The following is a 26,542-nucleotide window of genomic DNA, read 5'->3' as shown; positions in this document are numbered from 1 at the left end:
CTGTCAATGGTCTGAGCTTCGTAAAGAAATTGCTTTTAATCTGTGCCGTGTTGTGAATTTTCTTGACGTACTGTGCGAAAAAATGTATAATTAAATAAAATATTTATGCAAATTTTCTTCTGCGAATTACCAAAAGCTATTAATTTGAAAGGGGCACGGACATGCAAAATTTTATTGAACGTTTTTTGCAAACATCGGCGTTGTATCCCGAAAAAACCGCTCTTGTTTGTAACGAGGAGAAAATGACCTACGCGCAGCTTGAACAGCTCAGCGCGAAAATCGCCTCGCGTCTGCTCAGAAGCGGAGCACGAAAAGAAAAAATCTATCCTATCGTGCTGGAGAGAAGCATGGAGTATATCGCATCCATCATCGGAATCCTCCGCGCGGGAGCGGCTTATTCTCCGCTCTCGACCGAATATCCCAAGGACAGAGTGGCGTTTATTATCAAGGACAGCGGCGCTGATTTTGCTATTGACGACAGTTTTTTGGAGAATATTGAAGATGAAAAAATCCTCTCGGAGTTCCCCGAAATCCACATGGAGGACGCAGCGATCGCTATTTACACCTCGGGTTCAACGGGCAATCCAAAGGGTATTATCCACGACCACTGGTCGTTTACAAACGCGATTGTCAGGCAGCTTGAGGTAGGCGCGACGGCTGACGATATCGAAATGAGCGTTACGCCGTTTAACTTCGCGATTTCGTCCCACGATATCCTCACTTCGCTTTGGGCAGGCGCCGAGATCCATATTCTCACCGAGGAACAGCGCAAGGATATTCTGTTTATCGACTCGTATATCGACAAGCACGGCATCACGGCCTCGGTCATCAGTCCGCAGATGCTCAAACAGCTTCCCGTGAGAGAAAGCACGCTCAAGCTCATCAATTCGGGCGGCGAGCGTATCAGCGGCATCTACAGCCCGTACGCGCGCATCAAAAACGCCTACGGACTCAGCGAGCTGCTGAGCATCGCCATGACCTTCGAGCTTGACAAGGCTTATGACAACACTCCTATCGGCAGACCTCTGAGCGGCTTTAAGGCGCTGCTGCTCGACGACGAGGGCAGAATTGTTCCCGACGGCGAAGAGGGCGAGCTGTGCATAGCGGGTACAATGGCGCGCGGCTATATCAATCTTCCCGAGCTGACCGCCGAGGTCTTTACCGAGAACCCCTATTCTGTGGACGAAACCGACAAGCGGCTGCTGCATACGCGCGATATCTGCAAGCGCCTGCCCGACGGCAGCGTGGTTTATGTCAACCGCAAGGACTGGATGGTGAAGATCAACGGTCAGCGCGTTGAGATGGGCGAGGTCGAGGTTCAGCTCGGCAAGATCAAGGGCATAAAAACCGCCGTTGTTCAGGCGTTCACCGACGATAACGGCCAGACATATATCTGCGGTTATTTCACTGCCGACAGCAAGATTTCCGACGCGGATATCCGCAAGAGCATGCTGAAGAAATTTCCTCCGTATATGGTTCCGCGCTTTTTGGTTCAGATCGATGAATTTCCGCTCACTCCGAACGGAAAGCTCGATCGCAAGGCGCTCAGGGAGCCTGACGCGTCGGATTTCCGCAGCGAGTACGAGGCTCCCGTCACCGATGGCGAAAAGCAGTTATGCGCCGCCTTTGAAAAGCTTCTGAAGCTCGAAAGGGTAGGTGTGAACGACGATTTCTTCTCGCTCGGCGGCGATTCGATCAAGGTTGTCATGCTCCAGGAGGAGCTTGAAGATTTCAAGCTGTCGTCCGCTCAGATTTTCTCGCTGAGAACACCGAAGGCGATCGCCGCGAGCGTCGGCGACAGCGAACAGATTTCCTTTGAGTATGAGGACAAGTCCGCCTATCCCATGACGGACGCCCAGCTCGGAATATATCTTGCAAACATTCAGGAGCCACAGAGCCTTGAGTACAACAACCCCGCGTCTATGTTCTTCCCAAATTCTCTCGGTGTGGACGCGGAGCGCCTTGCGAAAGCCGTAAAGGAAACCGCCGCGCTGTATCCCTTTATGAAGGTGTGCGCGAAGGTCATTGACGGTGTTCCGTGCGTTGTTCCCGTAAAGGATATGAAAATCAGGGTTGACATCGAATCCACCGACGAAACCGACGCGGACAAGCTGTGTACTTCCTTTGTAAAGCCGTTTGACTTTGAGCACGGGCCGCTTTTCCGCTTCAAGATATTTATTACACCCGACGGACTGTATTTCTTTAACGACGTACATCACCTTATCACAGACGGTACCTCCACCTCCGTATTCACTCACAATCTCGCGAAGATTTATATGGGAGAGGAGCCTGACCGCGAGGAAGTAAACGGCTTTATGCTCAGCTCCTACGAGCAGAAGCTCAAGCAGAGCAAGCGTTTTGAGGAATGCAAAGAGTTTTACGATAAAATGCTCGCCGGCGTTGAGACAGACTCGAATATTATCCCCGATCAGATCGACGATCCGCCCGGGATTACCGGCGCGCACTTTGCGCTCAACCTCGGCGATTATCTGTCCGCGTCCGCTGTTGCCGAGAGCTGCAGAAGGCTGAAAATTACCGAGAATACGCTCTTCCTCGGCGCCTTTGCCTACGCTCTCGCAAAACAGGGCGGGCAGGAGCAGTCGCTGTTCTGCACCGTTGAAAACGGCAGACATATTCCCGAGCTGCAAAACACCTACGGCATGCTGGTTCACACTCTGCCCTTGTGCGTTAATATCGACGAGAACGCGCAGGTTGCCGCGTATCTTGCCAAGGTTCAGGAGCTGCTGTTCGACAGCCTTAATCACGATATCGTATCTATCGTGCAGCTTGCCAATGAGTATGAGGTCAACTCCGATATCATCTTTGTGTATCAGGGAGAAATGCTCAACGGCGTAACTCTGGACGGCAGCTTTATCCCGTATCACATTCACAAATCGGGCGACGCGATGTCGAAGCTCTCGCTCGACGTGCTCAAAAGAGAGAACGACTACACGCTTTCGTTTGAATACCGCGCCGATTTGTACCTGAAAGAAACAATTGAGAATTTTGCTCATCTTTATATAAACATCATCGAGGGTCTGCTCGGGTGCGATTCGCTCAGTCAGATCACCTTCTGTAAGGAGAGAGAACTCGAATTCTACCGCGCGGCAAACGACAACCGCCTTGAGTTTGACCGTTCGCTCACTCTAATAGATTTGTTCCGCAGACAGGTACAGCTGCATCCCGACAACATAGCGATAGGCTTCAAGGACAAAACCCTGACCTACGCCGAGCTTGACCGCTATTCCGAGAATCTCGCGAAGCTGCTCGCCAAAAACGGCGTTACCCATGAGGTGCCCGTCGGAATCATGGTAAAGCGCTGTGAGCTGTTCCCGGTATGCACTCTCGCCGTTCTCAAAGCGGGAGGCGGCTGCCAGCCGCTCGACAGCAACTATCCTCAGGACAGACTGATGTACATGCTTGAGGACTCAAAGGCTCCCGTTGTTATCGCCGACGACGAGCTCGCTCCTATCATAGACGGCTGGAACGGCGTAATAATTTCCGCCAATAAGATTTATGATCTTCCCGACGACGGCTATACAGAGCTGACCGCACCGAATGCCGATTCGCTGTTTGCGCTTATATACACCTCGGGCTCGACAGGCAAGCCTAAGGGCTGTATGCTCGAGCACCGCAACCTCGTCAACTTCTGCCTTACCTTCTGCGAGCGGTTCGACATTTCCGAAAACGATCACTTTGCCGCCTACGGAGCGTTCGGCTTTGACGCGTCGATGCAGGATCTCTATCCCGCGCTCACGGCAGGCGCGCCTGTGTATATCGTTCCCGAGGAAACAAGGCTTGATCTGGTCGGTTTGAACGAGTTTGTTATCGGAAACAAGATCACGATGATGGACTGCACCACACAGCTCGGAAGACAGTATATCACTGCTTATCCTGACAGCCCGTATATGAAGGTGTTCACGGTCGGAGGAGAGAAGCTCGTGCCGTGTCCGCCGCCGCATTTCACGTTTGCCAACACCTACGGCCCCACGGAATGCACGATCTACGTGACCGACTACGTGCTTGACAAGGAGTATACCTCCGTGCCGATAGGAAAGTCCTTCGGCAACTGCGATATTTATATTGTCGACAAGTATAACCGCCTGCTGCCCCCGGGCGCGGTCGGAGAGCTTGTTATCTCGGGGTATCCCGTGACCAGAGGCTACCTTAACCGCGAAGATCTGACCGCGGAGAAATTCATTCCGAATCCTTTCTTTGACATTGAGGGCTATGAGAGAATGTACCTCACGGGAGATGTATGCCGCTACCTGCCCGACGGAAACGTCCAGTTTGTCGGCAGACGCGACGAGCAGGTCAAGATCCGCGGCTTCCGCATTGAGCTGACCGAAATCGAGCGCCGTATCCGCGAGTTTGAAACAGTCAAGGACGCTGCGGTCATCGCCAAGGATTTGCCCGGCGGAGGTAAGGCGGTCGTTGCCTATGTGGTTTCCGACGCGGCGGTAGATGTTCCCGCGCTGAATAACTTTATTGCGGACGAGCTGCCGAAATACATGGTTCCGTCCGTCACGATGCAGATAGACAAGATTCCGCTCAACCCCAACGGCAAGGTCGACAAGCGCAAGCTTCCCGAGCCTTCGATCCGGAGCGGAGATGAACAGCAGAGCGGCAAGGCTCTCAATGTGCTTGAGGAGCGTCTGTGCGCAATGGTTAGCGAGATCACGGGCTTTGAGAGCAAAAATATCACCGACAGCCTTGTTTTCCTCGGACTTACCTCGCTGACTACAATTATGTTCTCCGCGAAGCTGTACGAAAACTTCGGCGTGAAAGCCGGAGTTACCGAGCTGATGGACGACGACTGCTCGCTGCTGACGGTCGAGAACATGATCCTCGAGGAGATGTGGAGCGGCAAAGCTGCTGATACAGCCAAGACCGCCGATGCGCCGACCGAAAATATTCCGCTCTGCGCTGAGCAGCTCGGGGTTTACTACGACAGCGTAAAACGCCACGAGGCGCTGATTTATAACATTCCGATGAAATATACGCTTTCCAAGAGGACTGACGTTGACAGACTCAAATCAGCGCTTGAAAAGCTGATCAACACAAATCCCGTTCTCACCTCGGTCATCGCGCTTGATGGCAAGGAAATCGTTCAGCGTCAGATGGACGACTTTATCTGCGACATTCCCGTACTCACCATGAACTCAAATGACGCTGCCGCCGAGGAAGCGGAGTTTGTACGACCCTTCAACCTCGCGCGCGGCCCGCTGTTCCGCTGCGAGATTATAAGCACTGAAAAGAACGTGCTGCTGCTATTTGACGCGCACCATATCATCTTTGACGGACTCTCGCTTTCCGCGTTTATCAAGCGGCTCGCCGATATCTACACAAACGGCACCGAACCCGAAACTGACGCTTCGTATTACAGCTATATCGCGGAGAAAGCTCAGCTTGAGCAAAGCGAAAAGGGCAAACAGGCGCTTGAGTATTACAAGGAGCTTTTCACCGACTTCGAGAACGCGTCCGATATTTCCGCTGACCTAAACCGCAACGCCGAGGAAGGCGACCTGCGCGAGGCTGTAACATATGTCGACAAGACCGCCGCGGACTCGTTCTGCCGCGAAAACTCTCTCACGCCCGCGGCACTGTTCCTTGCGGCAACCGAATATGCCGTCAGCCGCTGCACCGCTGACCGCCATGTTTATTTCTCGATGATTTCGGGCGGCAGAGAGGATATCCGTTACATAGATTCGCTGGGTATGTTCGTCAAGAGCCTGCCTCTGCACGCGTTTATCGATACAGAAAGAACCGCGCTTGAATTTGTTTCCGATTCAGCGGCGGCAATGCGCGCGGCTCAGAAGAACAGCGCATATCCCTTCATAAAGCTGTTTGACCAATACGGCTTTGTTTCAAAAATAAACTACGCCTGCCAGCTCGGCGTCGACGAGACAGCCGTTCTGGAAAACGAAACGATAATTGAAAACGTCATTACCAATCCTCTGCCAAAGTTCAGCCTGTCAGTCCATATCGAGGAGGGCGGCGATGGCAGGATCGCGGTAAACGTTCAGTATAATTCCGCACTCTACAGCGAGAAGCTCGCAAGAATCATTTCCGCATCTATTGCGCGTACCGCCGAGTCGATCATTTCCGACGGCTCTCAGAAGCTCTGCTCGCTGAGTATGCTCTCCGATAAGGACAGAGAAAAGCTGAGCGGCTTCTCCCACGTTGAGGAACGCGAGATCGGAGTGAAGCTCTACCACGCTCTGTTTGAGGAGCAGGCGGCAGCTGATCCCGACAGGACAGCTCTTGTTGCCTGCGACGGCAGCTTTACCTACTCGCAGCTTGATAAGGAGTGCAACCGCCTTGCAAACGCGCTGATAGAAAAGGGCGTGCAGAAGGGTGACAGAGTAGCCTTCCTGCTTCCGCGTACAAGCCGCCAGATCATCGCGATGTATGCCGTTCTTAAGACAGGCGCGGCGTATATTCCATGCGACCCCGAATATCCGGACGAAAGAATAAAATACATTCTTGAGAACAGCGAAGCAAAATACATTCTCACAGATAAAAAACGCGGCTTTGACGACGAGCTGGATATCGAACAGCTCCTGACAAACGGCAATACGGAAAAGCCTCAGGTCGATATCAGCCCCGAGGATACAGCATATCTTATCTACACCTCAGGCTCCACGGGCAGACCGAAGGGCGTTGTCATCAGACACTCGGGCATCGCGAATTACCTCACTCCGTTCCCCGAAAACACGCATATATACGCGCTGAAGAACGAAGGAAGCGTCTATGTTTCGGTAACCACCGTGTCCTTCGATATGTCGCTTAAGGAAACCGCCGCGTCGCTGTGCAACGGTCTGACGCTCGTACTCGCCGACGAGGACGAAACCAAGGACCCGATGAAGCTCTGCGCACTGTTTGAGCGCACGGGTGGCGACGTGATAAATGCTACGCCGTCGCGCATTGAGCAGTATATGCTGCTCGACGCATTCAAGGCGGTGCTCTCGAAGTGCAGAATAATCATGTGCGGCGGCGAAAAGTATTCGCCGAAGCTGCTCGAAAACCTGAAAAAAATCACCAAGGCGCGTATCTTCAATACCTACGGCCCAACGGAAATCACAGTTTCCTGCAATGCCAAGGAGCTTACGCATGCCGACGAGGTTTGCGTAGGCAGACCGCTGCTGAATGTCAGGGAGTATATCGTCGACGCGGACGGAAATCCGCTGCCCGCGGGTATTGTGGGCGAGCTGTATGTCGGCGGCGCGGGTGTTGCCGACGGCTATCTCAATAATCCCGAGCTGACCGAAAAGAGCTTCAGGCTTTACAACGGCGAGAGAATTTACAGGACGGGCGACTATGCGCGCTGGACAGACGACGGAGACGTTGTCATCTTGGGCAGATGCGACAATCAGGTCAAGCTCAGAGGTCTGCGTATCGAGCTCGGCGAGGTCGAACGCGCTATTCTCTCCTGCGATGGAGTGAACCAGGCTGTCGCGATGATCCGCCCGATCAGCGGAGTCGACAATCTCTGCGCCTACTACAGCGCCGACAGCTCCGTCACCGAGGAGCTTGTGCGCGAGCATATCTCAAAGCGGCTGACAGCCTACATGGTTCCCTCTGCGATTATGCGGCTTGATAAAATGCCCCAGACTCCGAACGGAAAAACCGACGTTAAGGCGCTGCCGCAGCCGGCGCTCAGCTTTGAGGCGGAGTACAGCGAGCCTGTTACCCGTGAGGAAAAGATTCTCTGCGAAATCTTCCAAAATGTGCTCTCGCTCGACAGGGTCAGCGCGGACAGCAGCTTCTTTGATCTGGGCGGCACCTCGCTGACGGTTACGAGCGTGCTTGTAGAAGCAAACGAACAGGGTCTTGAGGTCTCTTACGGCGATATCTTCGCTCTCAAGACTCCGCGCAAGATCGCGGCGAAGTTCTCCGACAAGGGAGAGTTCTCAGACGGACTTTCGGATTACGACTATACCGTATTTGACGGCATTCTCGCTTCCAATAATCTTAATTCTCTTAAAGAACAAAAATCCCGCGTGGGCAATCTTCTGCTTACGGGTGCTACGGGATTTTTGGGCATACATATTCTCAAATTCTTCCTCGACAACTACAGCGGTAACGTTTACTGCCTGCTCAGAGGCTCCAGACGCGCCACGGCGGAGCAGAGACTCAGAGGTCAGCTGTACTACTACTTTGAGGACGATTTCGAGAGGTACTTTGAAAACAGAATATCGGTCGTCGAGGGCAGCATTACCGATCAAAACTGGTTCACTCAGCTCGACGGCAAACAGGTTGACACCGTTATCAACTGCGCCGCTCTGGTAAAGCACTTTTCCGAAACAGACGACATCGAGCGCGTCAACGCGGGCGGTGTCAAAAATCTGATTGATTTCTGCAAGAAACACAACAGCATGATCGTTCAGGTGTCCACGGGAAGCGTAGCGGGTGACAGAGTCAACGACTATCCGCCGCGCGACGAGGTTCTGACCGAGCAGAAGCTGTATTTCGGACAGGTTATCGACAACCAGTATGTTCACAGCAAGTTCCTCGCGGAGCGCTATGTGCTCGAGGCGATAAGGGACGGCCTCAAGGGCAAGATCATGCGCGTCGGCAACCTTGCAGCGCGTGACAGCGACGGCGAGTTTCAGGTCAACTTCGTTTCCAACGGCTTTATGGGCAGGCTCAGGGCGTATCTTGTAATCGGCGCGTACCCCTACAGCATGATGAATTATCCCGTTGAAATGGCGCCGATCGATGAAACCGCCGAGGCTATCGTCAGACTTTGCTCCACTCCCGAAAAGTGCTGTATTTTCCACCCGTACAACAACCACTACGTGCCCTTGGGCGACATTATTCTGCAAATGAAGCGCATGGGAATGAACATAAAGCTCGCGGAGGACGACGAGTTCGCGGCGATGCTCAGCGACGCTCAGAACGACCCCGAAAAGGCGGCGAAGCTGACGACTCTGCTCGCGTACGACAACAAGGACAGCTCCAAGAAGGTGGAGATGATCGGCACGGACAACGAATATACCACTCAGGCGCTGTACCGCATGGGCTTCAGCTGGTCGATGACCTCGCGCGATTACATGAACAGCTTCCTGAACGCGCTTGACGGACTGGGCTTCTTTGAAACGGACGGTGATGAAATATGAACCTCCGCAGAAACTCTGCGCTGCTCGGGAAGAAGTTCAATGAATACCTTTTTCCCACCATCATAAGCTCAATGTCGATTCTGCTCGCCTCGTTCGTGGACGGAATCATCGTCTCGGCGCTTGTCGGTGACGACGCGTTTTCAGCGATAAATCTCGCCGAGCCTGTTGTGCTTTTTATGCAGGCGCTGTTCTTCCTGTTCGGGATCGGCGGCGCGATAAGCATTTCCATCGCGAAGGGACAGCGCGACAACCGCAAGGCGAACGCTCTGTTTACGCTGTCCTTCGCGGCGTCGGTGCTGGTTTCGGTAATAGTTACGATATTGGGAATACTTCTGATTGACCCGATAACCTCGGTGCTCTGCAGCAACGCGGCGCTGTATGACTACGTAAAGCACTACGCTCTGTTCAATATCTTCGGTTCGGTGTTTATGATCGTGGTGCCGTACCTCGTGTTTATTATCCGCGTGGACGGAATGCCGAAGTTTTCGGCAAATATTCTGCTTGTTTCCAACGCCGTCAACCTCCTGATGGACTTGGTTTACATGGGAGTATTCAAGATGGACACCTCGGGCGCGGCGCTGGCGACGGTAACGGGCTATGTGGTCGGCTTTATAATGGAGCTGTATTATCTGATTTTCTTCAAAAAGCGGACGCTGAAATTTGTCGCGGTCAAGGGAAAGGATTTCGGGTATCTCGGCGAGCTGAGTACCAGCGGCATCGCGTCGGTCGTCAACACAATTTTGCTTTTCGTCAAGGCGATCCTGCTCAACCGCATTGTACTGGGAGCAACGGGCGCCGACGGAATGGCTGTGTTCTCGGTGTGCAACTTCACCGTAACCTTTATCTCGATGTTTGTTTCGGGCGGCAGCGACACGATGACTCCGATCGTCAGCCTGCTCTACGGTGAGCGCGACTACAAGGGTATTGATATCGTACTGCGGAAAACATTTTTGTTTGTCAGCGCGGCATGCGCGGTGATTATCGCATTTATCCTGCTGTTTCCGAATCTGTTGCTCGCGATGTTCTCGGTCACGAGCGCCGAGCGCGTGGCAATGGGAATTCCCGCGGTGCGGATATTCTCGCTCAGCCTGATAGGAATGGGTGTGTGCTACGTTACGATGAACTACCTGCAGGCTACAAAGCAAAAGGCGATTTCCGTAATCACTACCTTTCTGCGCGGAATCGTCATTACCGTTCCGCTCGCATACTTTCTCTCCTACAGCTTCGGTATTTCGGGCACAAGCTGGGCGTTTGTGTTCTCCGAAGCGCTGACGGCGGCGATTACCTTCCTGGTTTGCTTTATCGTTTACCGCGTCAAAAAGGACAAGTATACAGGTATCCTTCTGCACGAAAGGCAGACCGAACACAGCGTGCTCTTCGATGCGAGCCTTCGCCCGAACGAGGAACAGGCTGCCGGTATCGCGGACATGATTATAGCCTTCTGCGGCGAGAACGGCGTAACGGGCAAATCAGCCGACTACGCGGGCATTCTCGCTGAGGAGACCGTTGAGCACATCAGGCTGTTCAACGGCGGCGAAAAGCAGCCGCGGATCGATCTGATCTGCCGTATCACAGACGCGGAAATCATTCTTTCTGTGAGGGACGACGGAGAGGCCTTCGATCCTGCAACGGTTGAGGATACAGAGGAAGAATTCACGAACCTGAAAATGATAAAAACCCTGGCGGACAAGGTGAGCTACACCCGCGCGCTGGGACTGAATAATATGCTGATTAAGATTGGGAGGAAATGATGCTTAAGTTTTATTGCTATAACTTCACACAGGAAAAAACCACTCCGCAGATCATCGAGGAAATAAATTATCTCTGTGAGCGCACAAAGCAGTTTGAGAGGGAAGAGGAGATCATGCTCTTCGTATTTGTGCCCGCTGTTTCGCTTGAGGCGGTGTGTGCGGCAATCCCCGATAGAAAGCTCGTCAAGATTTCCTCTCAGAGCTTTTCTGTAACTCCCGTGTCAAATGAGCTGACGCCCGGAAAGCTAAAGGAAATCGGCGCTGATATGGCGATTACGGGACTTGCAGACCGTCGTTATTTCCTCGGCGAAACCGACGAAATGACACGCGATAACCTCGAAACCATTCTCAACCTCGGCTTCAAATCCATGCTCTGCGTCGGCGAAACACGCGAAATGGCGGAGAACGGCACAGCGGCAGAGAAAATCGCCCGTCAGATCAAGACAGGCTACTCGAGGATACCCTACGAGGCGCACTACAGGATCGGCACTATCTACCGCCCGCTTTGGGATTTCACGGGCGGCTATACCGCTGACGGGGACTACACGCTCTCTATGTTCAGAACAATTCGCAGGGCGGTAACGGAAGCTCTTCCGGGTTTCCCGATCGAGATGCCGCTGTTCTACGGCGGTATGCTGAGCACCGAAAAGCTCGCGTCGTATTTTGAGAGCGGAATCATAGACGGCGTATTTTGGGACAGCAAAAATATAACGGCTGACGAGTTCGTCAACGTGATAAATACAATAGGATAATCGGAGGAAGTGTTATGAATATTACAAAACAAGCCGACGGAAACAAACTGATATTATTTCTTGACGGAAAGCTCGACACAGTTACGGCTCCTCAGCTCGACGCGGAACTGAAAGCCGCCTTTGAGGAATACGATACGGTTGAAATCAATATGGAAAAACTGGTGTATATCTCATCCGCGGGACTTCGCGTAATGCACTCGACGCACAAGCGCGTCAGAGCAAGTAAAACCATGCTCATCAGCCACGCGACGGGAACGGTTCTCGATATTTTTGAATCCACAGGCTTTTCCGCATTCCTGAATCTGATATGAAGAGAGAAAAAACGGTCAGAACAGGTAATAAAGAAAAAAGACTGCCTATTGTATTCAGACGGAAGCTGCTCACGGTCACGGCGTTTATAATGCTGTTTTCAATGGCTTTTATCGCCTTGATCACGCCGCTTCTCAAGAATCTGTCGGTGCTGGATATTCTCTCGCCGCAGCTTTCGGAGATCAAGGAAGAGGTCGTATATAATTCCGATTTCATATTTGACGCGGTGAAGAGTATGTTCATGTATGACTCCAAACTGCCCGACGAAGAATTTATTACCTCCACTTTGGAGTATTGGGGATCTCCGCAGTGGTATGTTATCGACGAAAACGGCACTGTTATAATGTCTGATGACAAAAGCAAGATAAATACCACCGTTCCGGAGGATTCTGTAATTGGCGGGTACCACAGAGAGCTTTCGGATACGCAAAAGGGCAGCTGCCGCATCTCGGATATCCCTTCGGAGGATTTTCAATCCGGAAACTGGGAAAAGTACGTAGCCGCTTCACTGGGTAACGGAGCGGTGATGGTGGTCATATTCGATTCCTCTACGTATTATCCGCAGACTGACGGTATAATGGAAAGCGTCTGCAGCTTCAAGACCGTGGGAAAGAACGGCTGCGACCTGATCGTACACCAGTACGGTACAATTATCAGTCCTCCGGAGAAGATAAGGACGGAAAAAAATAATAAGCTGACGCAGTCGGATATTAAAAAACTGCTCTCAGCCGCGCCCGAAAACAGCCTGCTCCAGGTCAATCTGCAGGGAACCGAATACTGCGCGATTTATCAGCAGGCTGACGGCTACTACGCCGTGTCGATAATCTCGAAGAACGAGGTCATGCTGAGTCTGTACATCATCATTTTGGTTTCAATGTTCCTGATGCTTTTGCTGCTGGTAATCGTTTTCCTGCGCGTCAATGGCCTTACAAAGCGGCTGATCGTTGACAACATCGGGAAAATAAACAGCGAGCTTTCAGAGATTACGGGCGGAAACCTGGACGTTGAGATCGACGTAAAGGATAACCTGGAGTTCAGGCAGCTCTCAGACGGCATCAACACCACCGTATCCTCGCTTAAGGGGTACATAGCCAGAGAATCCGAACGCTTCAACAAGGAGCTTGAGCTCGCGCGGGCGATCCAGACCTCAGCTCTGCCGAATGTTTTTCCGCCATATCCCAACAGGCACGATATTGACGTTTACGCTTCAATGAACCCCGCAAAGCAAGTCGGCGGCGATTTCTATGACTTCTTTTTCATAGACAGCACACACTTTGCTTTCCTTGTCGCGGACGTGTCCGACAAGGGTATTCCTGCCGCGATGTTCATGATGAAGGCTAAGACCATCATCAAATCTCTTGCTCAGGCAAACCGCAGCGCCGATGAGATTATTAGCATCGCCAACAACGCGCTGTGCGAGGATAACGAAGCCGATATGTTTGTGACCCTGTGGTTCGGTATTCTCGACACCGATAAGGGATTAGTGTCGTATATAAACGCGGGTCACTGCAAGCCGCTGATACGCCGAAGCGGCACAGGCTTTGAGTTTGTGAGAGAAAGACCGGACTTTGTTGTCGCGGGAGAGGAGAGCGTTCCTTACACCCGAAGAGAGCTTAAGCTCTGCAGCGGCGACGCGCTGTTTCTCTATACCGACGGCGTAACGGAAGCGGTCGATACATCTGACGAGCTGTACGGCGACGACAGGCTGCGAACTGCACTTAATGCTCATAGCCCGTTGTCCTCGCGTGAGATCTGCGAAATGGTTCACAAGGATTTAAGGCTGTATTCAAACGGCGCAACCCAGACAGATGATATCACGATGCTTGCCGTTGTGTTCAACGGTATGCGCCTGTACAGAGAAATCACCGTTGAGGCGAAGGTCGAAAAGCTCAGCGAGATCAATGCCTTTCTTGAAGAGCTGCTCGACGCTTCGAAGTTTGACATGCGCTCTGCAACGCAGATTTGCGTAATTGCCGATGACGTCTGCTCGAACATTGTCTATTACGCTTATCCCGACAAAGACAACGGTATGATGAAGGTGGCCTTCTCGTTTGATCCCAAAACCGACGAGGCTGAGATCACCTTTACCGACAGCGGGATCCCGTTCAATCCGCTCAATGTGCCTGAACCCGATATAAGCAAGATCGAAGAGGGTGATGAAGGCGGTCTGGGAATCATGCTTGTCAGAAAGTTCAGCGATAAGCTGCTTTATGAGTATTCTAACGGTCAGAATATTCTGAAAATAATAAAAAGACGAAACAAAAATTCGCGCTGACCGGGCGTCTTTGACGGCGCCCCCGGGATCACAGCAGGGGAGATTGCACAGCGGCTCGAATTTTCGTTCAACACCTTCCGCGTGCAATCGTTGTTTGCAGACAATCTGCGCCGAACATGGAAAACTGAAAGCGCCGAGCTTCTTATAAAAAAATAATGCTCCCTTCGGGGAGCATTTTCATTATTGTTATTTATCGGTGTTCAGCATACGGTAGAGCACGTCGGTGAAGTCGCGGTAGTGCTTCGGAAAGTTGTTTGAACCGTCGGCATTCAGCCTGCGGCCGCCGTTGACAGTTGCCGTGAAGCTGAACATCGTGCCGTCAAGTACGCCGCGGGGATTCTTTCCGCGGAAACCGTCCCATTTGAGGATGCCGCATTGATTAAGAACGTCAATCACGTCGGCGGCGGGCACGGTCACGTGCTTTTGCAGGTTGTAATTATCCTCATGGTTTTTGTAGCTCAGCCAATACTGCGATACTTCCGCGTCGTCGCCGCAGCATAGAATCTCGTAAACCTCAGTCAGCCGCATACCGCTTACTTTAAGCCTGATTTCGCTGAACGAGGTGATTTGCTCACGCTTGAACATACTGCTCTCTCCTTTGCATACGTACTATATCATCACCGAGTTAAAAATCGTCGGGACGAAGCGTGTAAATCTTTCCGTAATCGCAGTCTATCGCGTAATCTACCGAAAAATCATCGAGGTGGAATACGCATGACCACTGGGTAAAGGATACGCTGACGTTTCTGAGAAGCTCCATCGCGTCCTGTGCGGAGTTTTCGGGCTTTTTCTCCAGCCATTCATTTATGGTATTGAACCTGAGGCACATCTCCGTCGGATTCTCCTGCGCGTCCTTTGACGAGAGAGCAAAATTGGTGCAGGCGTGACTGTCGGCTACGTTCATCTTATCCTTTTCCCATTCGACGACAACGGACTTTCCGCCCGCGTCGGCTATGAACAGGTGCTGTGTCCAGCCGTGTCCCGAATGTATGTCATACTGCCTGAGCAGTCCGACGGCTTCATCGACATCAGCGGCACGGTCAAGCAGCAGACGTACCGCGACAAGCATAAACAAATCGGGCTTCTCCGTATCCTGATGCAGCTCGCCCATATCGACGTCGAGAATGGAAACGCTGAGTCCTTTTTCGTTCATGCCGTCTACACAGAGATACGGCGACGCGAGAAGGGCGATCTTTCCTTCAGCGCTCGAAAAAGGCACGCCCTGATATTTGCCGATTCCAGCGATGCTGACGTCGGCGGAGGCGATGGAAGCGTAGCTGCCGTCGGGGTGAGTATAGAGCGAGAGCGTTTCAATGCTGTTGAAGTCGAGATTCCTGCCGACCAGATGTTCTACGTCGGGAGTCTCCGTGCTGAAAGCGCTGCACGCGTATCTTATCGGGCCTGACTTCATCTGATACCCGAAAAACATATCGTCGCAGATGAACTTCATCAGGTCGTTTTTGCTTTTGATTTCCGATGACAGCGCTTTGTCAAGATGATAGTCCTGTTGGAAGTTCATTGTGTAAAGCTCGTCGGCAACATTTCTGACGCTCAGTATGCTGGCAATGCGTCCGTACAGAATAAATGCTGCCGTGATGATGCCTGCCGTCAGTAATGCGGCAAGGCTCAGCGCTGTGATTTTTATGATTCTCTTTTTTGAAATTCTATTTGTTTCAGACATTTTTCATCACCCTGCTATAATGATAACACGGTAATCTGAAGAGTAATATTTTACATGAGGTTTTCTCCCTCGCCCATTACGGGGATATCTACCGCGGAGGCATTTTCGAGATGAAAGGTCATCAGCTTGTTGCCTGTCTGTTCGTTGTAGATTTTTTCAAGTCCTGCCGCCTTGATCATCTGATCGGCATAGTTGCCGTCGGTTTCAAAAACCGCCTTTCCCGTGTAGCGGAGCCAATGACCGTCGGGCTTGCAGGCAACGATCTCTACAAGAGGATTTGCCTTCATCTGTCTGTACACGTTCTTGAAATCGCCCACACCGAAAATGATTTTGCCGTCAGCCTCCATGTGTGCCCCGAGAGGACGGAGCTTTGGCTGATTGCCGTCTGCGGTCGCCATAAAGAATACGCCTGCTTCATTTAAGAAATCGCTTACCTTGCTCATAAGAACATCTCCTTATTCTGATATTTTTAATACGCTCCGAATACGCCTTGGAACGCTTCTTTTGAGTATAAAATTTTCCCGTCTTTGTCGAGGACTACTATTGAGGATTCATACTTCGTTTCATCGCTTTTGAAATGAATTGTACAGTTGTCGCCGAGAATCATGTCGTCCGCGGAATAGAAGGCATGGTCGGAGTCGATGATTCTGACGATGTATTTGCCCTCGTCAAAGCTGCTTATTTCAACCGTTCTTTTATCTCCCGAATCCAGCTTGGAAATTGTTGCCGTGCCCCATAAGGAGGTTTTGCGGTTCTCTTCTGTCTGCGGAAGAATCCAGATATCGGCTTTTTCAACATCATTGACAAAGGTAACGGAAATCGTTTTATTCGGTTCAGTCATATCGGGTTCACCGTCCTTCTCTTTACATGAAAACAGAACAAAACATGTCATTGCGCACAGTAAAATCAATAGCAGCTTTTTCATGCCTTTTCACCTCTGTGTCATCTCTTTTTTTATAATAACAGATTATAAACCGCTTGTCTATAAACCGCAGCTAAAATACGGAGGTTATTGAAAAAAACCAAAGGGTGATATTTGTGTTGCTTATAATATCTGACTATGATAAAATAATAGACAGTAATATTTTGCAAAGGAGAGTTGCTTCATGAAAATCGTATTACCTGACGCGCAGACCGTCGTTGACAGTCTTGTGAGCGCGGATTGTCTCAAGGAATTCGGCGAGGTAACGGAGTATGGCCTGCTGCGGTATGAGGAGGTCGCCGAGGCAATAGCCGACGCGGATATTGTCATCTGTAACAAAACGGTGATGGATGCTCACAGCATGCGCCTTGCAAAAAAGCTGAAATATATCGGGCTGTTTGCTACAGGCTTCAATAATATCGATGTGGAATACTGCCGCGCGCATGGTATTATCGTATGCAACGCCGGTTCATATTCGACAAACGCGGTTGCCCAGCATACCTTTGCGCTGATTCTGGAGCATTTTAACCGCGTCGCACAGTACAATCAATATGTTCAGGACGGCTTGTGGAAGCGCAGTCCGACTTTTTCACCCTTTGTATATCCGCTCAGCGAGTTGGCGGGAAAGACGCTCGGCATCGTCGGCCTTGGAGCCATTGGTCAGGCGGTTGCAAGAATCGCAAACGCATTTGAGATGCGCGTGCTCGCCTGTAACCGAAGCAGGAAATCTGTCGACGGGGTAGAGCAGGTCGTCTTTGATACCCTTTTGGAACAAAGCGATATAGTTACAGTTCATTGTCCGCTCAATGCCGATTCAAAGGATATGTTTAACCGTTCGGCATTTGCGAAAATGAAACGCGGCGCACTGTTTGTCAACACCGCGCGCGGCGGCGTGATGGTAGAGCGCGACTTGTCTGAAGCGCTGGAAAGCGGTCACCTCGGCGGAGCGTGTATCGACACGCTGCGTGTCGAACCTATGGAGGAGGATTGTGTTCTAATGGGCGCAGGAAACTGCCTTATTACTCCGCACATCGCATGGGCGCCTGTTGAGACCAGACAGAGGCTGATGGGGATTGTAGCAAATAATATCCGCGCGTTTCTGGACGGCAACCCCATGAATGTGGTCAGCTGATAACGTGGAAAGCCCGCAATTTCGCGGGCTTTTTCTGCGTTTGCGGCGTTGTTTGGGATAAGGCTTTTGCTGACATATGTGCAGGTGATATTAAATGCCTGAGGTTGTATTACGGTTTTTGGACAAAATGGAATAAGTGCTTATTTTATGGGGCTCCCTATTGCTATTCGTCGAATTTTTTGATAAAATATACATATAGATGTTTTAGGACAAAGCGATTCTAAAAAGAAAATCACGTATATTGCTAATGTAGGTCTTTCTTGAACGCCTGTTGCTGCATGGCGTTTTTGTTTTGGAAAAGACTGATTACGATCCCGATTCAGGCGCGCACAGAGAGAATTGACATATTCTGCTTGTGACCGATAAAGCGACTGATAGCGATTGTATAACAAAAAAAAGTTAATAAAAAAATTGATGTTAGTCCTAAATGACAAAAATGCGCTCATGACCTCATGATTTGCTTGAAAATCCTTGACTTTTGGGAACCGTAATGATATCATCGTTATGCTAAGAGGAGAGGAATACCCTTTGGTCGTAAAAGGTCAAAACGACCGTTTTTTAGGGTTTTCTAAGATGTTATACAGGGTTGTTTTGTGGTGAGAATGGTCAATCTCATTTTGTTGATACAACCGGTTAGGAAGTGCTTTGATGAATCACATTGATTTGAATAACAAAACAATAATAGTTACCGGAGCCGCAGGCTTTATTGGCGCAAATCTGGTGAAAAGATTGCTGGCTGATGTACCCACGGCGAAGATAATCGGTATTGACAGCGTGAATGATTACTACGACGTAAGGCTTAAGGAGTATCGCCTCGACGAGCTGAGCAGGAATGATTCTTTCACATTCATAAAAGGGAATATTGCGGACAAAGAGCTGATCGAAGCTGTGTTTGAAAAATACAGACCGGATGTTGTTGTAAATCTCGCCGCTCAGGCAGGTGTGCGCTATTCGATCACCAATCCTGACGCGTACATAGAATCCAACTTGGTTGGATTTTTCAATATTCTCGAGGCTTGCCGTAATTATCCTGTCGAGCATCTGGTATATGCTTCAAGTTCATCGGTTTACGGTACAAACAAGAAGGTTCCCTACTCTACCGACGATAAGGTGGATAATCCCGTTTCACTTTATGCGGCAACAAAAAAGTCCAACGAGCTGATGGCTCACGCCTATTCAAAGCTTTACAACATTCCGTCAACGGGACTTAGGTTCTTTACGGTTTACGGTCCTGCGGGACGCCCTGATATGGCTTATTTCGGTTTTACCAACAAGCTTGTTAACGGAGAAACAATCAAGATTTTCAATTTCGGCAACTGCAAGCGTGACTTCACCTTTGTAGACGATATCGTCGAGGGCGTTGTCAGGGTAATGCAGGGTGCGCCCGAAAAGAAAAACGGTGAGGACGGTCTGCCCGTTCCTCCGTATGCAGTCTACAACATCGGCAACAATCAGCCGGAGAATCTGCTTGATTTCGTACAGATTCTGTCTGAGGAACTTGTCCGCGCGGGCGTGCTTCCCGGGGACTATGACTTTGAGTCTCACAAAGAGCTTGTTCCCATGCAGCCGGGCGATGTGCCGATTACATTTGCCGATACAGACGCTCTTGAGAGAGATTACGGCTTCAAGCCAAGTACATCGTTGCGTGACGGCTTGAGAAAGTTTGCAGAGTGGTACAAAGAGTTCTATATGTAAGGATGGTCGAAAATGGATAGTAAGTATACAATTGCGGTCGCGGGAACAGGCTATGTCGGATTGTCGATTGCCACATTGCTGTCACAGCATAACAAGGTTTATGCAGTGGATATCATTCCTGAGAAAGTCGAGCTTATCAACAGGAAAAAGTCTCCGATTCAGGATGATTATATAGAGAAGTACCTCGCAGAAAAGGAACTTGATTTAACGGCGACATTAGACGCGGAAGCGGCCTATAAGGACGCCGATTTCGTAGTGATTGCAGCGCCTACCAATTATGACAGCAAGACGCAGCATTTTGATACCTCGGCGGTTGAGGCTGTTATAAAGCTGGTAATGCAGTACAATCCCAACGCGATAATGGTTATTAAATCCACCATTCCTGTCGGATATACCAAGTCGATCAGAGAAAAGACAGGAAGCAAAAACATTATTTTCAGCCCGGAGTTTCTCAGAGAATCAAAGGCGCTTTACGATAACCTCTATCCCAGCCGCATAATTGTCGGAACGGATATGGCCGATGAGAGACTTGTTGATGCAGCCCATACCTTTGCGGGACTTTTACAGGACGGGGCAATTAAAAAGGATATAGAAATCTTATTTATGGGCTTTACCGAAGCGGAAGCGGTCAAGCTGTTTGCGAATACCTATCTTGCCCTGCGTGTCAGCTATTTTAATGAGCTGGATACATACGCGGAGATGAAGGGCCTTAATACTCAGCAGATCATCGAGGGCGTATGTCTTGATCCGAGAATCGGAACACACTACAACAACCCTTCATTCGGATACGGCGGCTATTGTCTGCCAAAGGATACCAAGCAGCTTCTTGCGAATTATGCCGAGGTTCCCGAAAACCTGATTGAAGCCATTGTTGAGAGCAACAGGACGAGGAAGGATTTCATTTCCAACAGAGTGCTTGAAATCGCAGGGGCTTACGGAGCCGACGCCAGCTATGACAGGGCGAAGGAAAAAGAGGTTATTATCGGCGTATATCGCCTGACCATGAAGAGCAACAGCGATAACTTCCGTCAAAGCTCTATCCAGGGAGTAATGAAGCGCATAAAGGCAAAGGGCGCGACTGTGATCGTATATGAGCCTACGCTTGAAGACGGTTCCACATTCTTTGGCAGCAAGGTTGTAAATGATCTTGAGAAGTTCAAAGCTGTGTCGCAGGCGATCATCGCAAACCGTTATGACAGCTGTCTGGACGATGTAAAAGAAAAGGTTTATACGAGAGATCTGTTTAGAAGAGACTAACAATAGGAGCTGTGCAATTATGAAAGCTGTGATTTTAGCAGGAGGTTTTGGTACCCGTATTTCAGAAGAATCTGTGCTCAAACCGAAGCCGATGATTGAAATAGGCGGTATGCCGATACTGTGGCACATAATGAAGACGTATTCATATTACGGAATCAATGAGTTTATTATTTGCGCGGGATACAAGCAACACTATATCAAGGAATGGTTTGCGGATTATTTTCTGCATACCTCTGATGTCACGTTTGACTTTACAAACGGTCAGAATGAAATGATTGTTCACAACAGAAAAGCCGAACCCTGGAAGGTGACAGTTGTTGATACGGGTTTAAACACCCAGACAGGCGGCAGGGTAAAACGTATCAGGGAATATATCGGTGACGAAACCTTCCTTCTGACCTACGGCGACGCGGTTGGAGATATCAATATCAAGGAACTGATTGAGTATCATAAGACTATGGGAAAGATCGGAACCGTTTCTGTTTATAATTTCGGACAGAACAAAGGCGTTCTTGAGGTTCAGCCTGATGGTACTGTCGGAGCTTTCAGAGAAAAAAGCGATCTGGACGGCGATCTGATAAATATTGGCTTTATGGTTTATGAGCCTCAGTTATTTGACTATATAGATGATGATTCCACAGTGTTCGAAAAGGAGCCGATGGTCAGGCTGGTTGAGGAAAATCAGCTTTGCGCGTACACACACAAGGGCTATTGGCAGTGTATGGATACCCTCAGGGAGAAACAGCAGCTTGAAAAGCTCTGGAATGAAGGCAGGGCACCCTGGAAGCTTTGGAAATAATTGCGGAGGACAATATGGAATTTGACTTAAGTATTTACAAAGGTAAAAGCGTGTTCGTCACAGGGCATACAGGCTTTAAGGGTTCGTGGCTCTGCAAGATCCTTTCGGGTGCAGGCGCGGTCGTAACGGGCTATTCGCTGAATCCGCCGACAGAGCCTTCTCTGTTTGAGATTGCAGGTATCGCGAGCGACATCACCTCAGTGATCGGCGATATCAGGGATTATAAAAGCCTTAAGGCCGCTTTTGACAAGGCGCAGCCCGAAATAGTTCTTCATCTTGCAGCTCAGCCTATTGTCCGCGACAGTTATAAGGAGCCTGCCTATACATATGAGACAAATGTCATGGGCACGGTAAATATCCTTGAATGCGTACGAAACAGCGATTGTGTAAAATCTTTCTTGAATGTTACTACCGACAAGGTTTATCTGAATAAGGAATGGGCATGGGGCTATCGTGAAAACGAAGAGCTGGACGGATTTGACCCGTATTCGAATTCAAAATCATGCTCTGAGCTTGTAACGCACAGCTATAAAAACAGCTTTTTCAGTGACGGCAAAGTGGCTGTATCTACTGCGCGCGCAGGAAACGTTATCGGCGGCGGCGATTTCGCGAATGACAGGATCATTCCCGATTGCATCAGAGCAGCACAAAAGCATGAAGATATTATCGTAAGGAATCCTTTTTCTACAAGACCTTATCAACACGTCCTTGAGCCGCTGTTCGCTTATCTGATGATAGCCGCAAAGCAATATGAAGATAATCGCTTTGCTGGGTATTATAACGTTGGTCCCGATGACAGCGACTGCTTTGAAACAGGCGCGCTTGTCGATTTGTTTATTAAGCACTGGGGCGACGGCATGAAGTGGATTAACCGTTATGACGGCGGCCCTCATGAAGCAAATTTCCTGAAACTGGATTGTTCCAAATTAAAAACGACCTTCGGTTGGCATCCGCGCTGGAACCTTGACAAGGCCATAGAAAAGGTTGTGGAATGGAGCAAGTGCTGGCTGAATAATGAAGATGTGAGGGTCTGCATGGACAGACAGATAGAAGAATTCTTTGATTTGTAGGAGGAGCTATCCATGAAAAACGTCATTATTACGGGAGCAGACGGTTTTGTCGGCAGCTATACGGTTCAGAAGTTCCTTGAAGAGGGAATGAACGTACTTGCAATCGATATTTCCGAAAAACCGAACAGACTCAAAGAGCACAAGAACCTGACCTACTTACAGTGTGACATCAACAATACCGAAAATCTGAAGGCGGCTGTCACCGCGGATAAATATGACACCTTCGTTCATTTTGCATGGGCGGGTTCCGCTGGTACGGCGCGTATTGATTATGAGCTTCAGATGAAAAACGCGCTTACGACCGTTGAATGCGTAAAAGCTGCAAAGGAGCTTGGCTGCACAAGGTTTGTATGCGCCGGAAGTATTATGGAATATGAAGTCGAGGCAGCTGTTCATACCCAGGAAAGCAGACCCGGTATGGGTTATATTTACGGTATGGGCAAGCACATAGCGCATTGCATGAGTAAAGCTGTTGCGGCAAATATCGGTATCGACCTTGTATGGCCGATGATAACCAATGCTTACGGAGCAGGCGAGCTGTCGCCGAGATTTGTTAATACAACTATCCGCAAGATTATCAATAACGAGCCGCTGCAGTTTACGGCTGCAACTCAGAATTATGATTTTGTGTATGTTACCGATGTCGCAAACGCGTTTTATCTTATCGCGAAAAACGGAAAGCCGTTCTGTGAATATATGATTGGAAGTGGAAACGCCAAGCCGCTGAAGGAATTCATTTACGAGATGCAGCAGGCTCTTGCTCCCGATACTGTTCCGCTGTTTGGCGACGTACCGTTTACGGGCACTAATATGCCGCTTGAAACCTTCAGCACGGAGAATACCGAGAAGGATACAGGCTTTAAGCCGGCGGTCAGCTTTGCAGAGGGAACAAAAATGACAATGGATTGGCTGAAAACGATCTGACGGAGGAAAAATGGTACAGAAATTTGATTTTCAGGAGCTTGAGCTTAAAGGAGCTTATTTGATAAAGCCTTTCTTTGCCGATGATAACAGAGGCGGTTTTGTCAAGGATTACAACATAGATACCTTCAAGGCAAACGGCATCGACCATGAGCTGAAGGAGGTCTTTTATACAATATCAAAGCGCGGCGTAATCAGAGCCACTCATTTTCAGCTTGTTAAGCAGCAGGCGAAGCTCGTTCGCTGCGTCAGCGGCCATGTATACGACGTAATTGTTGATTTGCGTCCCGATTCTCCTACTTTCGGACAATGGAGAGGTTTTGACCTTACAGGAGAAAACATGAACTGTCTGCTTGTACCGCAGTATTTCGGTCACGGCTATCTTGTAATTGAGGATTCCGTAGTGAGCTACAAGTGCGGCGAGGTATTCTACGGTGAGGGTGATTCCGGGATTATGTACAATGATCCCGATATCGGAATCAAGTGGCCTTTTGAACTCATCGGCGGCGAGGAAAATCTTATAATCAGTGAAAAGGATAAGAAGCTGATGAGCTTCTCTGATTATAAAAAAATAATAAATCGGAGATGAGTTACTATGAATATAGTATATTCAAGCAGTGATTCTTATGCGGAAATATGCGGAATATCCATTACGTCATTATTTGAGAATAACAAAAGTGTTGATAAGATAACGGTTTTTATTATAGACAATAATATTTCCGAAGTAAATAAAGAAAGACTGCAGAAAACCGCGAAAAAATATATGCGCGAATTAGTGTTTGTACCAAAGATCGATCTGGAGAAGATTGCAAACACACAGATATATGTCGGCAGATGGAATATCGGTACTTTTTTCAGGCTTTATCTGTCATCAATACTGCCAAGGGAAATTGACCGGGTAATTTATATCGACTGCGATATGATCGTTCGCAAGCCGCTTGATGACGTATACAACCTTGATTTGGGAAAATGCTCCGTTGCAGGAGCGGACGACTGCAGAAGCGATCTCTACCGCATAGAAATCGGCTGTGATCCGGGAACTGTATACATCAATAACGGCTTCATGCTTATTGATTTGAAAAAATGGAGAGAAGAGGGAACCGAAAAAGAATTTACTGAGTTTATCTCTCAGAGAAAAGGTGACCTCACATATATGGATCAGGCTCCGCTTAACGGAATTCTGGGAAGCAAAAACAAAATATATGAATTGTCTCCGATATATAACGCCCAAAGAGTGTTCTTTGATTTCTCGTTCGATGAGCTGATGCGATTGAGAAAACCCGAACATCACCTGAGCGCTGAGGAATACAACGAGGCCGTAACAGATCCGGTAGTTGTTCATTTCACTCCTGTGTTTATTTCCGGAACAAGACCGTGGCAAATAAAGGATAATCACCCTTTTACGCCTGAATACAGACATTATAAGTCAATATCGGAATGGAAGGACGAGCCGTACCGCAAGGACGACAGAAAGAAGAAAAAGAAGATAATGACTGTTCTGTGCAAAATCTGTCCGAGACCTCTTATGATTTCAATTATGTCTTATCTGCATGCAGTCTGGTATCCGAAGAAAAGAATCAGTATCCGTGATAAAAATATGAAGGGTGATTGACCTGATGGATAAGATTATTGTTGCAAATTACAGATATTATGTTTCCGGAGGACCGGAAGTGTATATGTTCAAGTTTATGGAGAACTGTCAGAGGATCGGTTATGAGCCGGTTCCGTTTTCCGTAAATTATTCACAGAATAAGCCTTCGGAATATTCAAAGTATTTTATAAGCAGCCGCGGCGGGGACAGCGTTTATTACGACCAGATCAAAAAAACGCCTTCCTCTGTTTACAAGACTCTGCGCGGCGCTTTTTATAATAAAGAAGCGGTAAAGAATCTTAACGAACTGATTGATAAAGAAAATCCCAAAGTGCTGTATGCGCTTCAGGTAATCAACACGCTTTCGCCGAGCATCTTTAAGGCGGCAAAAAAAAGAGGCCTGAAGGTTGTACACAGAATATCGGATTTTAACCTTGTATGTCCCAGAAATGATTTTCTGATGGGCGAAGATGTATGCGAACTATGCCTTGGCGGAGATCTCAATAACGGCATTAAAAACAGATGTTATCACGGTTCAAAGGCGGCTTCCGTCATAAGATGCCGGTCGATGAAATATCACAGATCGCACGACCTGTACAAGTATGTCGACTATTTTGTCACACCAACTGAGTTTACGAGAAAAAAACTCATTGAGGGTGGATTTGACGCCTCAAAAATCGTAAAAATCAATACGTTTATTGATTCGGAAAAGATTGTTCCCGATTATTCAAATGAAGGATATCTTCTGTTTCTGGGAAGGCTTGTGCCTGAAAAAGGAGCGAAGTATGCAGTCGAGGCAATGAAATACTTAAAGAAATATCCGGATCTGAAATTAAAGATTACGGGTGAGTTGACCGAGCGCGATTCCGAAATAAAAAAACTGATTGAAGATAACGGCTTGGCAGAGAGGGTTGAGTTTGTCGGATTTAAAAGAGGCAGCGAGCTTGCCGAACTGATTTCAAAATGCATTTGTTTGTTGTGTCCGGCAATATGGTACGAAAATATGCCTAATACTGTACTGGAAGCGTATGCCTACGGAAAACCTGTTATAGCTTCCGACATAGGTTGTTTTTCGGAGATTGTGGAAGATCATGGAACCGGGCTTCTTTTTGAGCCTAAAAATCCAGAGGATCTGGCTGATAAGGTAATGGAAATATTATCCGGTAACAAAGTGGTCGAATTCGGAAAAAACGCAAGAAAAAAAGTTGAAACCGAATATACTCCGGAGATGCATTTTTCAATGCTTGGCAAGTTATTTAATTGAG

The 26,542-nt window shown here is 49.0% G+C and carries 18 protein-coding genes; 14 read left to right on the top strand and 4 right to left on the bottom strand.

Translation table 11 applies throughout. The features are described 5' to 3' along the window. Positions 1–161: 161 nt before the first annotated feature. Genes AB1I49_RS10820 through AB1I49_RS10800 form a run of 5 tightly spaced genes read left to right on the top strand, consistent with a single transcriptional unit; the run spans position 162 to position 14,209 of the window. Entirely contained in the window at positions 162–9,122 is an 8,961-nt protein-coding gene (locus AB1I49_RS10820; RefSeq protein WP_407720971.1) for a non-ribosomal peptide synthetase, read from the top strand. Beyond that, complete coding sequence (locus AB1I49_RS10815; RefSeq protein WP_405318138.1) at positions 9,119–10,873, top strand: MATE family efflux transporter; 1,755 nt, start codon at positions 9,119–9,121, stop codon at positions 10,871–10,873. Before AB1I49_RS10820 ends, AB1I49_RS10815 begins: the two co-directional genes overlap by 4 nt. Beyond that, positions 10,873–11,625, top strand: coding sequence for a triose-phosphate isomerase (locus AB1I49_RS10810; protein ID WP_201426610.1), 753 nt, complete (start codon positions 10,873–10,875; stop codon positions 11,623–11,625). The genes AB1I49_RS10815 and AB1I49_RS10810 overlap by 1 nt, the downstream gene beginning before the upstream one ends. Positions 11,626–11,639: 14 nt before the next feature. After that, positions 11,640–11,936 (top strand): STAS domain-containing protein, encoded by a 297-nt coding sequence (locus AB1I49_RS10805; RefSeq protein ID WP_201426611.1) that lies wholly within the window; start codon positions 11,640–11,642, stop codon positions 11,934–11,936. Then, positions 11,933–14,209, top strand: a complete 2,277-nt coding sequence (locus AB1I49_RS10800) for an ATP-binding SpoIIE family protein phosphatase (protein ID WP_407720970.1) — start codon at positions 11,933–11,935, stop codon at positions 14,207–14,209. Before AB1I49_RS10805 ends, AB1I49_RS10800 begins: the two co-directional genes overlap by 4 nt. Positions 14,210–14,395: 186 nt before the next feature. On the opposite strand, the gene AB1I49_RS10795 is transcribed toward AB1I49_RS10800, so the two are convergent. Genes AB1I49_RS10795 through AB1I49_RS10780 form a run of 4 tightly spaced genes read right to left on the bottom strand, consistent with a single transcriptional unit; the run spans position 14,396 to position 16,731 of the window. Then, a complete protein-coding gene (locus tag AB1I49_RS10795; RefSeq protein WP_316611840.1) occupies positions 14,396–14,794 on the bottom strand; it encodes a hypothetical protein in 399 nt (132 codons plus the stop codon). A gap of 40 nt (positions 14,795–14,834) precedes the next feature. Continuing rightward, a complete protein-coding gene (locus AB1I49_RS10790; protein WP_407720969.1) occupies positions 14,835–15,890 on the bottom strand; it encodes a carcinine hydrolase/isopenicillin-N N-acyltransferase family protein in 1,056 nt (351 codons plus the stop codon). Positions 15,891–15,940: 50 nt separating this feature from the next. Beyond that, positions 15,941–16,333, bottom strand: coding sequence for a pyridoxamine 5'-phosphate oxidase family protein (locus AB1I49_RS10785; RefSeq protein ID WP_201426617.1), 393 nt, complete (start codon positions 16,331–16,333; stop codon positions 15,941–15,943). A gap of 26 nt (positions 16,334–16,359) precedes the next feature. After that, a complete protein-coding gene (locus AB1I49_RS10780) occupies positions 16,360–16,731 on the bottom strand; it encodes a YtfJ family protein (protein WP_316613332.1) in 372 nt (123 codons plus the stop codon). A gap of 265 nt (positions 16,732–16,996) precedes the next feature. On the opposite strand from AB1I49_RS10780, the gene AB1I49_RS10775 reads away from it, so the two are divergent. The 9 genes from AB1I49_RS10775 (at position 16,997) to AB1I49_RS10735 (ending at position 26,541) form a co-directional block, all read left to right on the top strand. Beyond that, entirely contained in the window at positions 16,997–17,944 is a 948-nt protein-coding gene (locus tag AB1I49_RS10775; protein WP_201426619.1) for a D-2-hydroxyacid dehydrogenase, read from the top strand. Positions 17,945–18,592: 648 nt separating this feature from the next. Next, positions 18,593–19,639 (top strand): NAD-dependent epimerase/dehydratase family protein, encoded by a 1,047-nt coding sequence (locus AB1I49_RS10770; RefSeq protein ID WP_279380589.1) that lies wholly within the window; start codon positions 18,593–18,595, stop codon positions 19,637–19,639. A gap of 12 nt (positions 19,640–19,651) precedes the next feature. After that, positions 19,652–20,896 (top strand): nucleotide sugar dehydrogenase, encoded by a 1,245-nt coding sequence (locus AB1I49_RS10765; RefSeq protein ID WP_201426620.1) that lies wholly within the window; start codon positions 19,652–19,654, stop codon positions 20,894–20,896. A 19-nt stretch (positions 20,897–20,915) separates the two neighbouring features. Beyond that, entirely contained in the window at positions 20,916–21,695 is a 780-nt protein-coding gene (gene rfbF, locus AB1I49_RS10760) for a glucose-1-phosphate cytidylyltransferase (protein ID WP_201426621.1), read from the top strand. 14 nt (positions 21,696–21,709) lie between these two features. Further along, positions 21,710–22,765, top strand: coding sequence for a CDP-glucose 4,6-dehydratase (gene rfbG / locus AB1I49_RS10755; RefSeq protein ID WP_201426622.1), 1,056 nt, complete (start codon positions 21,710–21,712; stop codon positions 22,763–22,765). Positions 22,766–22,777: 12 nt separating this feature from the next. Further along, positions 22,778–23,689 (top strand): NAD-dependent epimerase/dehydratase family protein, encoded by a 912-nt coding sequence (locus AB1I49_RS10750; protein WP_201426623.1) that lies wholly within the window; start codon positions 22,778–22,780, stop codon positions 23,687–23,689. Positions 23,690–23,699: 10 nt separating this feature from the next. Further along, positions 23,700–24,275, top strand: a complete 576-nt coding sequence (rfbC, locus tag AB1I49_RS10745; protein ID WP_201426624.1) for a dTDP-4-dehydrorhamnose 3,5-epimerase — start codon at positions 23,700–23,702, stop codon at positions 24,273–24,275. A 6-nt stretch (positions 24,276–24,281) separates the two neighbouring features. After that, positions 24,282–25,298 (top strand): glycosyltransferase family 8 protein, encoded by a 1,017-nt coding sequence (locus AB1I49_RS10740; RefSeq protein ID WP_201426625.1) that lies wholly within the window; start codon positions 24,282–24,284, stop codon positions 25,296–25,298. A 4-nt stretch (positions 25,299–25,302) separates the two neighbouring features. Further along, positions 25,303–26,541 (top strand): glycosyltransferase family 4 protein, encoded by a 1,239-nt coding sequence (locus AB1I49_RS10735; RefSeq protein WP_201426626.1) that lies wholly within the window; start codon positions 25,303–25,305, stop codon positions 26,539–26,541. The last annotated feature ends 1 nt before the right edge of the window (position 26,542 follow it).

The organism is Ruminococcus sp. NATIVEDY160, assembly GCF_045819885.1.
Classification (GTDB): domain Bacteria; phylum Bacillota; class Clostridia; order Oscillospirales; family Acutalibacteraceae; genus Ruminococcoides.
The sequence above is the reverse complement of the archived record's forward strand: the minus strand, read 5'-3'. Positions and strand labels throughout refer to the sequence as shown.